13 protein-coding genes are annotated in these 15,163 nt (G+C 48.1%); 8 read left to right on the top strand and 5 right to left on the bottom strand.

Annotation, left to right across the window (positions count from 1 at the left end):
- Window positions 1-95 precede the first annotated feature (95 nt).
- Together ADIS_RS12825 and ADIS_RS12830 are read right to left on the bottom strand one after the other, a co-directional pair.
- Complete coding sequence (locus tag ADIS_RS12825) at window positions 96-698, bottom strand: RNA polymerase sigma factor (RefSeq protein ID WP_010854964.1); 603 nt, start codon at window positions 696-698, stop codon at window positions 96-98.
- Window positions 699-952: 254 nt separating this feature from the next.
- Complete coding sequence (locus ADIS_RS12830; protein ID WP_010854965.1) at window positions 953-2,428, bottom strand: mandelate racemase/muconate lactonizing enzyme family protein; 1,476 nt, start codon at window positions 2,426-2,428, stop codon at window positions 953-955.
- 238 nt (window positions 2,429-2,666) lie between these two features.
- On the opposite strand from ADIS_RS12830, the gene zupT reads away from it, so the two are divergent.
- From zupT to ADIS_RS12870, 8 genes are all read left to right on the top strand, one after another.
- Window positions 2,667-3,497 carry a zinc transporter ZupT gene (zupT, locus tag ADIS_RS12835; protein WP_035805915.1) on the top strand — a complete coding sequence of 277 codons (831 nt, stop codon included), beginning with the start codon at window positions 2,667-2,669 and terminating at the stop codon, window positions 3,495-3,497.
- A 22-nt stretch (window positions 3,498-3,519) separates the two neighbouring features.
- Window positions 3,520-4,806 (top strand): acetylxylan esterase, encoded by a 1,287-nt coding sequence (locus tag ADIS_RS12840; RefSeq protein WP_010854968.1) that lies wholly within the window; start codon window positions 3,520-3,522, stop codon window positions 4,804-4,806.
- 45 nt (window positions 4,807-4,851) lie between these two features.
- Window positions 4,852-6,414 (top strand): hypothetical protein, encoded by a 1,563-nt coding sequence (locus tag ADIS_RS12845; RefSeq protein WP_010854969.1) that lies wholly within the window; start codon window positions 4,852-4,854, stop codon window positions 6,412-6,414.
- 24 nt (window positions 6,415-6,438) lie between these two features.
- Complete coding sequence (locus ADIS_RS12850) at window positions 6,439-7,299, top strand: bile acid:sodium symporter family protein (RefSeq protein ID WP_010854970.1); 861 nt, start codon at window positions 6,439-6,441, stop codon at window positions 7,297-7,299.
- Between the two features lie 103 nt (window positions 7,300-7,402).
- Complete coding sequence (locus ADIS_RS12855) at window positions 7,403-8,560, top strand: lactonase family protein (RefSeq protein ID WP_010854971.1); 1,158 nt, start codon at window positions 7,403-7,405, stop codon at window positions 8,558-8,560.
- Between the two features lie 87 nt (window positions 8,561-8,647).
- Window positions 8,648-9,844 carry a tRNA 2-thiouridine(34) synthase MnmA gene (gene mnmA / locus ADIS_RS12860; RefSeq protein ID WP_035806053.1) on the top strand — a complete coding sequence of 399 codons (1,197 nt, stop codon included), beginning with the start codon at window positions 8,648-8,650 and terminating at the stop codon, window positions 9,842-9,844.
- A 3-nt stretch (window positions 9,845-9,847) separates the two neighbouring features.
- Complete coding sequence (locus ADIS_RS12865) at window positions 9,848-10,567, top strand: pseudouridine synthase (RefSeq protein ID WP_010854973.1); 720 nt, start codon at window positions 9,848-9,850, stop codon at window positions 10,565-10,567.
- A gap of 312 nt (window positions 10,568-10,879) precedes the next feature.
- Window positions 10,880-12,055 (top strand): MFS transporter, encoded by a 1,176-nt coding sequence (locus ADIS_RS12870; protein WP_035806056.1) that lies wholly within the window; start codon window positions 10,880-10,882, stop codon window positions 12,053-12,055.
- Between the two features lie 195 nt (window positions 12,056-12,250).
- Here the strand turns inward: ADIS_RS12870 and ADIS_RS12875 are convergent, their stop codons facing one another.
- Genes ADIS_RS12875 through ADIS_RS12885 form a run of 3 tightly spaced genes read right to left on the bottom strand, consistent with a single transcriptional unit; the run spans window position 12,251 to window position 15,057 of the window.
- Complete coding sequence (locus ADIS_RS12875; protein WP_010854975.1) at window positions 12,251-13,546, bottom strand: TRAP transporter large permease; 1,296 nt, start codon at window positions 13,544-13,546, stop codon at window positions 12,251-12,253.
- Between the two features lie 9 nt (window positions 13,547-13,555).
- Window positions 13,556-14,041, bottom strand: coding sequence for a TRAP transporter small permease (locus ADIS_RS12880; protein ID WP_010854976.1), 486 nt, complete (start codon window positions 14,039-14,041; stop codon window positions 13,556-13,558).
- Window positions 14,042-14,046: 5 nt separating this feature from the next.
- The gene (locus tag ADIS_RS12885; protein WP_010854977.1) at window positions 14,047-15,057 is read right to left on the bottom strand and encodes a TRAP transporter substrate-binding protein; all 1,011 of its coding nucleotides are present in this window, start codon (window positions 15,055-15,057) and stop codon (window positions 14,047-14,049) included.
- Window positions 15,058-15,163 lie beyond the last annotated feature (106 nt).

The raw sequence follows: 15,163 nt of genomic DNA on the forward strand, positions 1-15,163 counted from the left end.
AATCCATATATCCCCAATCGACAGGAAATACGTACGCTTATCCGGGAAATTTTCGGTTTTTTTTATTTTCGCCAAAAAATGGCCGGCAAAAGGATCTAGTCCAAAAAGAACAACACTAGTATTGGCATAAATTCAGCAGGCAAGGTACTGGATCCGTTCAGTTTGTGCCGTAGCGCCTTGGTAGCCTTGTAAATGTGTGTCTCAACCGTTCTTTTTGAAATCGATAATCTCTGGGAGATTTCTTCGGCAGAAAGTTGATGTAGGTATTTCATTTCAAAAACCTGCCTTTGGGACTTTGGCAGGGAAGCCAGCGCATATTCAGAAAACTTACGGAGATCCTCGTAGAGCAGGGCGGCTTCCCCAAGGTTCTCCTCTGTCGCATCCTTCTGCTGACTTCTTTGGGTATACAACTGAAAGCGGGCAATCTTTTTGGCCTTTTTGTATATAAGTGACTTCATTATCGCCAAAAGGTACGCATTAAAAGAAAGTGCATCTTTGAGGCCTCTCCGGTTTTTCCAAATTCTCAAAAACACCTCCTGCACAATTCCCTCTGCATCCTCATGGCCAACACCCATTTTCCGCGACGTACCATAAACCTTGCGGGCAAACCTTCTGTATAAAGCACAAAACGCTTCCTCATCGTCCTCACGTAACCTACGGACCAACTGGGGGATTTCGGGGTTTATTGTCTCTGGCATAACCACTTGGGATAATCACTACAAGTAAGGAATTATTGGACAACTTAACAACTAAACACCGTTCAAATGTAGCAACAGAATTCCAATACCTTGTAGATTCAGCCCATTTAATTCTAAATATGTCATAAATATCAGAATATTACTAGACAAATCCATCTCTGGGCAGCGCAACTCTCTCGCACATTTTCTGATTGGGTACACTTACAAAACCGGCAGGTTGGGGCTTCCTGCCGGTTTATAACTTCCTGCCTTTATCAACTCCAAGTCCTATCCCAGGATTTGAGCTCGTTCCATTCTTCTGTAGGGGCGAAATATTCCTCCCCTGGCCTCAACCTACGCTTGACTTCGTCCTCATTCAGCTCCAATCCTACTCCCGGAGACTCCGGCACCTGTACATATCCGTTTTGTACCAATGGCCCATCAATGCCGGTTACCAAGTTTTCCCACCAGGGATTGTCCACAGAATGATGTTCCAGCCCAATAAAATTGTAGGTCGCAGCGGCTGCATGTACCGTTCCCATAAAGGTAATGGGCGACGCCGCGTGATGTATGGCCATTCCTATTTCGAATTCCTCCGCATAATCTCCAATTTTTTTGGTCTGCAAATACCCTCCTGCGCTCCCTGGATCTGGGTGCACGATATCTACTGCCCGGTTTTCTATCAGATCTTTGAAATTTCGCTTGTGGTAAGTATCCTCACCCGTTAGCGTGGGCGTGGTAATCGCCTCGGTGATTCGCTTCCATTGTTCTGTGTTCTGCCAAGGAATCAGATCCTCCAGCCAGGCAATGTTGTAAGGTTCAAAGGCCCTCGCTAGCTTGATCATTTCATTGTAGCCCATATGGCCAAAATGATCTATGGCGAGCGGAATTTCATAGCCAACTTTTTCCCTGGCTTTCGCTGCATATTCCACCATCTTTTCCAAGCCTTTTGGTGTGATCTGGATGTTGGTATGTTGATGCCGAGTTTGGGCATGGGACATCACATCACGATCTGTCCAGCCCCTGAGCGGCATCCAAGGTTCCTTATTGGTCAGGGTATCTGGAATGTCCTTTATCAGACCGATCCCTATATCCATCTTGAGCATCGTAAATCCCTTTTCTACTCTTTCCTTCATTTTCTCGGCAAATTCATCCGGATCCGGCATGGTAGGAGTATCGACATAAATCCTCACCTTGTCACGAAATTTACCCCCCAATAGCATGTAAAGGGGTACCCCGTATGCTTTGCCTGCCAGATCCCAAAGTGCCATCTCCACACCGGAAACCCCACCTCCCTGACGGCCATGCCCTCCAAACTGCTCTATCTTTTTGAATATCTTCTCGATATTGCAGGGATTTTCACCCAAGATCCTTGACTTTAGCATCAACGCATAGCGCTTGTCCGCCCCATCCCTGACATCTCCCAGGCCGTGGATTCCCTGGTTGGTGTAAATCTTCAACAAAGGCACATTACCATAATGGGCCACCCTCATATCGGTGATTTTCAGCTCCGAGGGATTTGAATTTCTGTTTACTTTGGAGGTGCTGTGGGCGACGGTATCCTCGATTGGAAGCATCATAAGGCCTCCCAACGACAAGCCACCCAGGCCGGCCTTTTGTAAAAAACTTCGTCTACTGTCCTGACTGCTTGGGTGTTTCTGCTCCGGTAGCTTGGAAGCCTCCGATCTCGCCTCCCTAAGATCCCCAGGGCTATCCATCGGCTGTAGTAAATGCGCAATACTTTTTTTCATGGTAACTTGGATTTAACGTGTACGTGACTTGCTTCAACTGCCAGTGGCAGTCTTCAAGCTTAAAAGTAACCATTATTCAACGAAAGATGAAGAACTTTCTGAACCATCGGAAATAGGAGCATTAATCGCGATACGCATCGGGAATCGCTCAAAATTTTATTTTAGTCAATAACCCTGGAATCTCTGTTTAGCCCTTCCTTTTTTTATATTTGCTGGTCTATTTCCGAGAAAGTATCGCATGGATTCCGAAAATCAAGTTTTATACGCATTTCTTTTTACCACAATAGCGGGTCTGTCAACAGGAATTGGCGGCTTGGTATCGTTCTTGAAATACGCTCGAAAAGAAAAATTTTTGGCCTTTTCCCTAGGCTTGTCGGCGGGAGCTATGGTGTACATCTCTTTTGTTGAACTCATAATAAAATCCCTGGGAGACCTAAGTGAAACCTATGGAAATGAATCCGCCTACACCCGTGTGGCCATACTTTTCATTGGGGGGCTGCTCGCGTCCGCGATCATCGCCAAGATCATGGACCTGTTAATGGACCGGCTGGGCATCTTGAAGGCCCATGTGCCGGATCAAGCCAACCGTGAAAACCTTTCACCTAAAAAAACAAAAAAACTTTACAAAGCTGGTCTGGTAACCGCTGTAGCATTGGCGATCCACAATTTGCCCGAGGGGCTTATCACCTTTTTGACATCGATGCAGGATCTCCAATTGGGACTTGGAATCACGATTGCCATTGCCATCCACAATATCCCGGAAGGACTGGCGGTTGCCATGCCCATCTACCATGCTACCCAAAATAAATCGAAAGCCTTTTTTATCAGCCTCCTGTCCGGACTTTCTGAACCCGCAGGCGCATTGATAGCCTACTTTCTATTCTTCCGAAACCTGAACCCTGAGTTACTCGCCAGTGTCAACGTCTTAGTTGCAAGCATCATGGTGTATGTTGCATCCTTCGAACTGATCCCGAGTGCCTACGAAATGGGATATAAAACGCATACCAAATGGGGCATGATCGCAGGTATCGGCATCATGGGTATAAGTCTAGTCCTATTGGGAAAATAAATCCAAAACAACCTTTATTCTTATGACACAAAAAAAAGTCCTGCTTTTCCTGATATCGATCCTGCTGGCAACCTACGGATTTTCCCAATCCCAAAATGGAGACCTCATTCGAATCATGGTGAGCCCCGTAAACCCGGAAATGATCTACGTTATAGGTGAAGACATAACATTCGACGTCGCCGTCTATAAATTTGGAAAATTAATTCAAAATGCAACTATCGGGTACAGTGCCGGACCCGAGCTGATGGATCCTACCAATCAGGGAACCCTCACCTTTCCCACCGGAACCGGGAAGATCCAAGGCGGAAAAATGACTGCCCCGGGCTTCGTTCGATGCTATGTCACTTATACCGAAAACGGCGTAACCTATCAGAATTCTGGTACTGCTGGTGTCAATCCGGATCAGATACGGCCTACTACGACACTTCCCGATGATTTTCAGTCTTTTTGGCAGGAACAACTAAAACAACTGTCTGCCATCCCTATTGAGGCTGAGTTAACCCTGATGCCAGAACGATCCACCCACCATTCAAACGTGTACCACGTCAGCTTTAGGAATATCACCGGTCGGATCTATGGTGTACTCACCAGACCAAAAAAACCCGGGAAATACCCAGCGCTGCTCGTGGTACCCGGTGCAGGCATACGACCCTACCAAGCCATTCACACAGACAAGGACATCATCACACTTCAAATTGGCATTCACGGCATTCCGGTCAACCTCTACCAATCCACCCTTTACCAAGATTTGGCTCAGGGGCCTTTGGCCAACTACAACACATTCAATCTTGAAGACCGTGATCGATACTATTACAGACGGGTATACCTAGGATGTGTTCGTGCGGTAGATTTTATCTTTTCGTTGGATGAATTTGATGGGAAGAACATGGGCGTGATGGGGGGAAGCCAGGGTGGTGCGCTATCCATTGTAACTGCAGGCCTTGATACCCGAATCACCGGTCTGGTAAGCTACTATCCCGCACTGTCAGATCTTACTGGATACCTCTATGGGCGGGCAGGCGGCTGGCCGCATCTGTTCAAAAATGATTTCACAAATCAGCCTGCCAAAATCGAAACCTCAAAATACTATGACGTGGTAAACTTTGCCCGATTTGTAAACGTGCCTGGTCTGTATTCATTTGGTTTTAACGACAATGTATGCCCTCCCACGTCCATGTATGCCGCCTATAATACCATCGAGGCTCAAAAAGAGCTGTCCATCTACCAAGATGCCGCCCACTGGCGCTATCCTGAACAGGTTCGGGAAGGGGAGGCTTGGATGTTTGAAAAATTAGGTGTGAATCCGTGAATAGTCCATTTCCTAAATTTACCGGTACATTTTAAAATATCACCCATGAAATCTTTCTTAAAGATCGCATTGATCACCGTCATTGTCCTGGTAGTGGGCGGTGGAATATACACCTGGCGCCAATTTGCCGATAGGCACCCTGGCTACGAGGTAGATCTGCTGATACCCGCAGGCAAGCCCACCACCCTGAAAATCGGTTTTGGCAAAACAGACATAACCCCCACCAACTTCGACACTTGGACCGATGTGAGTGGTAACGCTCGGTACCGACCAAAGGAAGGAGATACTTACCAAGACCTGAACGGAAACGGTAAATTCGATGCGGTGTGGTTGGCTGGATTTCAACAAAACCGGCCTGCAACAGGGGTAAACGATCCGCTATGGGCCAGGTCTATGATCATTGACGATGGCCAACATAGAATCGGTGTATGTGTCATCGATATGATTGGGTTTGGCCATGACGATGTAGTGACGGTCAGAAAAAGGTACCAGGCGGCCTTGGAACTCGATTACCTGGTAGTTGCCAGCACACATGTTCATTCTTCTCCCGATCTAATGGGACTCTGGGGCCCTAATCCCTATACCAGCGGCATAGACCAAGACTATAAAGAGCAAGTTATAGAGGGTATTTTCACCTCGTTGGAGGAGGCTTCTCGGTACGCTGAGCCTGCCTACCTTAAGTTCGCCATCAATGAAACCCAATCGCTGCCATTAGTTGGGGATTCCAGGGAACCGTTTGTGTACGATGAAGCCATCCGGATCATGCAGGTAATGTCTTTGAATGATCACCGAACCTTGGGAATACTGCTGAATTGGGGAAACCACCCTGAAACATTTTGGTCTGGAAATACAGAAATCAGTTCGGATTTTCCCCATTATTGGCGGGAATATATGGAAAAAGGCATTTACATGGGAGATAGCCTGATTCATGAGGGACTGGGAGGCGTTGCCCTTTTCATGAATGGCGCACTGGGCGGATTGATGACCACCCGACCCAACCATCCCATTTTCCATCCTTATACCAATGAGCTTTTCATGGAAGAGAATGCGGAAAAAGTGGATGTACAGGGCCTTGCGCTGGCTAACCTCACTTTTGAGACCATGCGATCCGGCATGATGGAGGTGCGGCAGGCAAGTCTCGGCCTTCGGGCGAAAACCATAGAACTGGCCATGGACAACAACCTCTTTCGCCTAGCCGCCTGGATAGGGATCTTTGACAGGGGCTTTACCCGATGGGGACATATCCGGTCGGAAGTGGCCGCTTGGACGCTGGGCCCCGCTTCCTTTGTACACGTGCCGGGGGAGCTTTATCCGGAAATTTTAAATGGGGGCATAGAATCGCCCACGGGAGCTGACTTTGGTATTCCTCCTGTAGAAGTCCCCTCTATTCGAAGCCAAATGCCGGGCAGCGTCCGCTTTTTTAGCGGTATGGCCAACGATATGATAGGCTACATTATTCCCAAAAGCCAGTGGGATGAAAAACATCCCTTTACCTACGAGAGAGATAGGGCTCCCTATGGCGAAATAAACTCGCTCGGTCCCAACACGGCGCCGACAATCCATGGTGCTGTATTGGATATATTGCAAGACCTTTCAGAATCCAAGTAAACAAACCCAACTAACCCCCTCACAATGCAAGAAAGCATACTTACCGCTGTTTTTCTACCCCTGGCACTGGCCTTTATCATGCTCGGTATGGGATTATCTCTAACCGTAAAAGATTTTAAAAACGTCGTCCTGTATCCGAAAGCAATCCTTTTGGGACTGGTAACCCAGTTGGTGTTGCTTCCCCTGGTGGGTTACCTCCTGATTCAGGGATTCGGGCTTACCGGCACCATGGCCGTAGGCCTGATGATACTGGCTGCTTGTCCTGGAGGCCCTACCTCTAACTTGATTACCCATCTCTCCCGTGGAGATACCGCCTTGTCCATCAGTCTCACGGCGGTAAGCTCATTTGTTACGGTGATTACAATACCATTAATCGTAAACTTTGCCATTAGGCATTTTGGGGAAGAAGGAAGTATTTCCCTACCCGTGTTTGAAACCATCGTACAGATTGTCGGGGTTACGGTCATTCCGGTATCGATCGGCATGTTTTTAAACCAAAAATTTCCTGTGATTTCCCAACGCGCTGACAGACCGGTGCGCATTGCATCGGCTGTTTTCTTTGCGTTGATCATTGCCGCAGCCATTTTAAAAGAGCGTGAATCCCTTCCTGCGTTTTTGGCTGAAGCCGGCCTGGTTACCATTGCATTGAATATCATTACCTTGCTTGCAGGATACTACCTCGCCAAACTCTTCCTGTTACCGAAAAGTCAACAAATTTCCATATCCATCGAGTCAGGAATCCAAAACGGCACGCTGGGAATCATGATTGCTGCCACGCTACTGAAAAACTCCGAAATGACCATTCCCATCGTCATTTACAGCCTCTTGATGTTTCTAACCGCAGCTGTGGTGATACTTATTCATGGACGTAGGCGGATAACCTAAGCGATAGGGATGTTTTATCTAGCCTCACAACCATTGGCAAAATTTTGGTTGTGCTTTCAAAACATATACCTATTTTGGCTGTTTGGTTAACAAATCCACGAAAATGATACGTTTGTTTCTCCTAGCGGTTCTCTGTACCACCTTTAGCCAAAACATGTCCTACGCACAACTGCCATCGAAGGAAATCTGGTATGTGGGCACCTTTTCCGAGTCCGGAAGTAAAGGGCTTTATGTGATGGAATTTGACCGCTTATTGGGTCAATTTACCGAACTTCAGACCGTTCACGACCGGAAGAGCCCGTCCTTTGTAAGTCTGCACCCCAGCAATCAGTTCCTTTATGCAGCCTACCGTGAGGGCATGGAAGAAGGCGATCCGAATGGTACTATAGTCGCCTACCGAATAGATGCCTATACAGGCCTGCTTCAAAAAATAAACGAGGTCAGTTCAGAAGGCGCCAGCCCTTGTCATGTGAGCGTGGATCCCAGCGGAGACGTGGTTTTTGTTTCAAATTACCAAGGAGGCAACCTGGCAAGTTACAAGATTCGGGAAGATGGAGGACTCCACCCTGCCAGTTCGGTGTTTGGCCACGAAGGCAGCAATGCCAAGCCGGACAGGCAGAGTAGAGCCCATATGCATTCCGTAATACCCTCCCTGAACGGAAATTTTGCCTTTGCCTCGGATCTTGGGGCAGATAGAATTTTCACTTACAAGGTGGAATCCAACACCGGGTCATTGTTGCCCGCAAAAAGAGGATCCGTTCGGGCCACGCCCGGGTCAGGCCCAAGGCATTTTGTACTGCATCGAGAGATTCCCTTTGCCTACTCCATCGAAGAACTTTCCAACACCGTGGCCGTCTACCAGGTAAACCCGTATAATGGTAGGCTAAGGCCAAAAGGACGCTATAATCTGCTAAGCAATCAAGTCCAAAGCGAACAGAATTCAGCCGCAGATATCCATATTTCGGTGGATGGTAAATGGCTATATGCCTCCAACCGAGGGCAGGACAACTTAGCTATTTTCAAGATTAATCCGGCAGACGGAGCACTGACTGCGGTGGGACATGTACCCAGCGGAGGTCTGCACCCCAGAAATTTCAGGGTAGACGAACTTGGGGAGTTTGTTTATGTAGCCAATATGAACAGCGATCAGATCATCGTTTTTTCGTACGACTCGGTTACCGGTTCCCTTAATCCAACCGAAATGCAGGTACAAATCCCAAGACCTGCCTGTGTAGTCCAACTGTTTATCAATCCACGTTAAATCTGTTCCCCGGTCGTTGAACCAATATTATCGTTACCTTTGTTTTAGATTCCGATCCAATGAATGGTATTGGAACTATTGCAAAGCATGAATCAGAAAAAGCGCGTGGTCCTAGGCCTTTCCGGTGGCGTAGACAGTTCGGTTGCCGCCTACCTCTTACTTCAACAGGGGTATGAGGTTATCGGCATGTTCATGAAAAATTGGCACGACGAATCGGTAACGATCTCCAACGAATGCCCTTGGATGGAAGACAGCACCGACGCGATGTTGGTTGCTGAAAAACTTGGGATCCCCTTCCAAGCGATTGATCTCAGTCGGGAATACAGAGAGAAGATAGTAGACTACATGTTCGCCGAATACGAGGCCGGCCGTACCCCCAATCCGGATATCCTTTGCAACCGTGAGATTAAATTTGATATTTTTTTAAAGGCTGCCGAAAAACTGAAGGCAGACTTTGTAGCGACCGGGCATTACTGCCGGAAAGGAGAAGTCCAAGTGGACGGAAAACCCGTCTTTCGGTTACTCGCCGGAGCGGATCCCAACAAAGATCAGAGCTATTTCCTATGTCAGCTTAGCCAGCAGCAATTGGCAAAGGCCCTGTTCCCCATTGGTCATCTACAAAAGGCCGAGGTACGGAAAATCGCCAAAGAACAGGAACTCGTCACGGCCGATAAAAAAGACAGTCAGGGGCTGTGTTTTATCGGAAAGGTACGGCTGCCTGATTTCCTTCAGCAGCAACTCCTGCCCAAAAAGGGGGATATTCTCGTCATTCCCGAAGATTCCCCCGTATATACATGTAATCTGATAACTGCTCATGGGGAGCTTGATTCCTTGGACCGGCGTTGCCTTCCCCTATCCTATGTGCCCCATCAGGGAAGTAAGGTCGGAGAACACTCGGGTGCTCACTTTTTCACGGTTGGCCAACGAAAAGGGCTCCATGTCGGAGGTACCGGGAAGCCTCTGTTCGTGATCGCCACCGACACCCAAGCCAATATCGTATATACAGGCCTGGGAGAAGACCATCCCGGCCTGCTTCGTGACGGTCTTTTTGTCCCTTTGGCAGACATCCACTGGGTCCGCGAAGACAGGCAGCTTAAGCCGGGGGAGACCGCAAAGTATTTAGCCCGCATCCGCTACAGACAGGCCCTAAGCCAGGCTACCCTGCAGATGGAAGCCAACGGTCTTTATGTGCTTTTTGACAAACCCCAACGGGGAATCGCCTCCGGCCAGTTTGTAGCCTGGTACGATGGGGAAGAAACCATTGGATCCGGTACAATTTACTAGTGTATGGAAGCGTTGGAGATCCTCTATGAGGATGCACATTATATCGCCATCAACAAGCCTGCTGGAGTGATGGTGCACAAAACCCCGTTGGAACGTGATCCCGACGCTCTTTTTGCAGTTCAGATGCTCCGCGACCAGATTGGCCAAAAGGTAAATCCGCTGCACCGCTTGGATCGTCCTACCTCAGGAGTATTGTTGTTTGCGAAATCTTCGGATGCTGCCGCCAGACTCCAGCCAGATTTTGCCAACCAAAAAATCACGAAAAACTACCTCGCTGTCGTGAGGGGGTACTTACCCGATACGCATGGGTTCATTGATTCTCCACTTGCCAAAGACCTTACTTTGGACCTGCAACCTGCCAAAACAGAGTTTTGGTGCATCGACCGGGCAGAAATCCCCTTTGCTTCTTCCCCCAGGTATGCCAGTAGTCGCTACAGTTTGGTCAGGATATACCCCCATACCGGAAGAATGCACCAGATTAGGCGGCATTTTGCCCAATTCCGCCACTATGTGATCGGAGATACCACCCACGGCGACAACAAGCAGAACAACTTCTTCCGCCGTCACTTCCGGTGTGACTCTCTTTTGCTTCATGCCTGGCACATGTCATTTTACCACCCTTATGATAAGTCATTGGTCACCCTGCATGCCACCCCCCCCGGCTATTTTTGTGAACTACTGGCCCAACTTGGATGGAAGGTACCAACGGATTCCCCCCTATAATGAATTGACCCACAAAAGTGGGGGTTGGCACTAATCAAGGATATCAATCCATTCCCGTTCGGTCCATCTATCAATATCCCAAAAAAGAATTCGTAACCAGAACGAGTACTCCCGCGTCTGTAGTCTTGTAATTCTTCGCAAAAGAATGCACCTTTCCAGTGTGAACTGACTTGATTAAAAAAACGATGCTTATCTATTCGGGAAAAGAGGCTGCCCAAATCTTAAAAAATTGTACCGGCCATTTGATCGTACGGAATAAGTCGTCGCACCACCCATACTAAACCAAACATCCACACACAAAACGCCTGGTTGTTGAAGAAACACTTTTTACTACTCGTCATCTACTTGTCATTCATCAGTCTTGGGCTTCCTGATTCCCTGCTGGGAGCAGCATGGCCGGCCATGTATGCAGACCTAAAGGTACCAGTAGATTATGCAGGGTTCATTTCAATGATCGTCGCAGCCGGTACGGTCGTGTCCAGTCTCCTCAGCGGAAAAGTGATCGACCGGTTTGGTGTTCCCAATGTAACGACTATAAGCGTACTTCTAACTGCGATTTCCCTGGTAGGATTTTCGCTGTCCGGTAGTTTTATCTACCTGTGCCTGTTAGCCATACCCTTGGGACTGGGTGCCGGCAGTGTGGATGCCGCCCTAAACAATTACGTGGCACTGCATTACCAAGCCCGGCACATGAACTGGCTACATAGCTTTTGGGGAGTTGGTGCGGCGGTTGGGCCCATGATTATGGCGGGACACCTGGCGGCGGGCAATTCCTGGACCAAGGGTTACGCCACCGTTGCATGGATACAAATGGGATTGGTCTTTGTGCTGGTGCTCTCCCTTCCACTTTGGGTCAAAAGAAGACCTACTCAAAAAACTACACAAAAGAAATCCACTACAGGCCTGATAGGGCTCGTCAGCACCCTGCCAGGATTAAAAGAAGCCCTATTCGTTTTTTTCTGCTATTGTACGATCGAAGCCAGTTTTGGCCTTTGGGGCGCCAGCTACCTGGTTTTTGAAAAAGGGTATGATACAGACCAAGCCGCACGCCTAACGTCTTTGTATTTTCTAGGTATTACCGTTGGAAGGTTTCTTTCCGGGTTGCTGACGGCTTACTTTAGCAACCGTCAGTTGGTATACCTAGGTCAGGGAATCATTGGCGTGGGGTTGATATTGCTTCTTTTGCCTTACTTCTCGACGGTCATTCCCGGGTTTTTACTGATAGGACTGGGGTGTGCCCCCATTTTCCCAAGTCTTCTCCACGAGACCCCGATCAATTTTGGCGAAAAATATTCCCAGGTGATTATGGGATTTCAGATGGCAAGTGCTTACGTAGGAATCACCCTTATGCCCTTTCTGTTTGGGAAAATTGCCACCTATACCGGGCATGGTTTTCTGGTGGTTTTTTTGGGGATCTTCCTGGTATTGATTATGGTTATAACCAGGCAGATGAATAAAAAGACACGCATACATACCCCTGCCAGTTAATAAATGTAGCGGTATTTCCGGCGATTAGGCGGGAAAGATAGCATTTGGATACAGGTAAAAATACTATCCTATGATCAGGTTGGATGGGAAAATGCGATCCGCAAAAAAAACAGGCACCTTAGAACTGGTCCAAGATGCCTGTTCGGCTGGATGAAACCAGCCCGTTTTGCCCGATTAAAAACTCCCCGTTTTCGCCTAAAGGCCAAATAAACGGGGTAGCCAAAGGGTAAGCTGCGGAAATAGGGTGATGATCAAAAGACCCACAATCATAGTAATGAAAAACGGCAGAAGCGGGATAAATACCTTAGCAATGCTGGTCTTTGCCACACCCACGCCTACGAACAGCACCGATCCGACCGGAGGTGTGCAGACTCCTATACAAAGATTGAGCACCATCATAATTCCAAAATGGACCGGATCAATCCCCAAGGAAACAACTGCGGGCAGGAAAATCGGCGTAAAGATCAATACTGCCGGGGTCATATCCATGAAGGTACCCACAAACAACAAAATCAAGTTGATAATGATGAGAATGACAAATTTATTTTCACTCAAAGACAAAAGCGTAGCACTTATGGACTGGGGAATATTTTCGCTGGACATGGCCCATGACATACTCATCGAGGTGGCGATCAGCAACATGACGATCGAAGTGGTCTCCGAGGATTTCAAGAGGATTTTGGGTAGGTCCTTAAAGCTGATTTCCCGGTAAATAAATGATAATACAATCGTGTATACAACCGCAATGGCAGAGGCCTCTGTTGCGGTAAATACACCAATAACGATTCCTCCAATCACTACGACCAACAGAAAAAGACTGGGCAGGGCATCCAAAAACTTCTTTACCAGCTCCTTTATTGGTGTAATATCTCCCGGCTTCAGGTTGTTTTTACGAATAAATACAGATGCAGTAAGCATCAAGAGCAGGCCCAACAGAATGCCGGGAATGTAGCCGGCTACAAACAGGGCGGCAATGGAGACACCACCACTTGCTAGGGAGTAGACAATCAGCACGTTGGAGGGCGGAATAATCAGACCTGTAGTAGAGGAGGTAATATTTACCGCTGCACCCAATTCTTTGGGGTAGCCCTCTTTTTCCATCCTTGGTCCCAAAATACCCCCGATCGCGGATGCGGCCGCAACGGCCGAACCGGCAATGGCCCCGAACAGCATAGAGGCAATTACATTTACATAAAGCAAACCACCGGGAAGTCGGCCTGTGATGGCCTTTGCCAAATCAATCAGGCGATTGGCAATGCCCCCCTTGTTCATGATCTCCCCCGCTAAAATAAAAAACGGGATGGCGAGGAGGGAAAAGCTATCCAAGCCGGTACCCATACGCTGGGCGATGGTGGTAGCCGATGGTACGGTGGCAATAGTTACTGTTAATGTCAGAAAACTGGAAAGTCCCAAACTCCAGGCTACGGGAACTCCCAACCCCATAAGCGTAATAAAACTGACAACGAGTATGACAACACTGATGTATTCCATAAAGCTTACTTAGTTTTGGGTAATGGGTTGACGAAGGGTTTTCAGGATTTCTACGATTTGGTAAAAAAGCACCAGTACCCCGCTGACCGGGATAATCAAATACACAAAGGCCAAAGGCAGACCCAGTGTGGCGGATTTTTGCTGCAGGGTGTAGGTGATGTACACTAGGTTACCACCACCCATGATCATTACCGGAACCACAAAGGCAATGATGGCCAGGTGAATGAACACCATCAGTCGCTTCTTGGCTAGGCCATGAACCTTTTGAGGAAAAATATCAATGGCCAGGTGCTCGTTTTTTCCTGCCACATAAGCCGCTCCGAGCATACCCAACCAGATCAGCAGGTACCTGGACAATTCGTCCGTGTATGAACTTGGGGACTGCACTACATAGCGCGAAAGAACCTGCCAAGTCACGTTGAACACCATCACTGCCATGATTACGATCAACAGCAGCGAGACGATTCGGTCAATCGCATTTTTAGCCTTTTCCATAATCCTCAGTAACTTCTTATTTTCTCAACCAACTCATACATCTCCGGATCGTTTGTCTTCAAGGCTTCGTACATGCCCTCCACCGCTTTACGGAACGGCTCTTTATCTGGATAGGAAACCTGTACACCGGCTTCTTGAAGGATTCGCATAGATTCCTCAACCGATTCGGCCCACAATTTATATTGGTAGGTAGCAGATTCATCAGCTGCCTCCTGTAGCCACTGCTTTTCCTCGTCGCTCAGCCGTTCCCATACTTTGGTGCTCACGATCATCATATCCGGCACCGCTGTATGTTCATTGAGGCTATAAAACTTACATACTTCATAATGCCGCGAGGTGAGCAAGCTAGGCGGATTGTTTTCAGCTCCGTCCACGATACCCTGTTGCAAAGCAGTGTACAGCTCACCGAAAGATACCGGAGTGGGGGAACCTCCGAAACTCTGAATCAAACGCACCGCCGTGGGGCTTTCCATCACCCGGATCTTTAAACCCTTGATGTCCTCTGGGTTTTCCACTGGGCTGGTTTTGGTGTAAAAACTGCGTTTGCCGGCATCGTAGAAGCAGAGGCCTTTGAACCAGTACTTTTCTCCGGCCGCCAATAGATCTTTCCCGATGGGGCCTTGTAATACGCGCAGCTGATGATCATCGTCACGGAACAGATATGGCTGGCTTAACACCTTGATCTCGGGCGCAAAGCCTTCCATTGCGGCGGTAGACACCTTGGTCATCGCCAAGCTGCCGATCTGCAACAGCTCCACCAATTCCCGCTCCGAGCCTAGCTGTTGATTGGGGTATACCTGGATTTTTACGGTACCGTCTGATTTTTCTTCCACCCGTTCTGCCATGTAGATCATCGCCGCATGTACCGGATGGCTGGTATCCAATCCATGTCCGAGTTTGAGAATCCTTACCCCTCCGGGTTTGGAACAGGCACTGGCCAAAATCAAAAGGCCGATTAAGACCCCGGGAAGCCTGCGGGAATGCCGGGACCAGTAATTACGGGAATTTACTAGCATTTTTGGGTTAACGTTATTTGCTTATATCAATAGCTTAAAATACAAATCAATAAAATTACTGCTTAAATCCATGTCCAAATCGGAAATATTTATGGGATTCGGGAAA

The sequence above is a fragment of the Lunatimonas lonarensis genome, from assembly GCF_000390185.1.
GTDB classification, from domain to species: Bacteria; Bacteroidota; Bacteroidia; order Cytophagales; family Cyclobacteriaceae; genus Lunatimonas; species Lunatimonas lonarensis.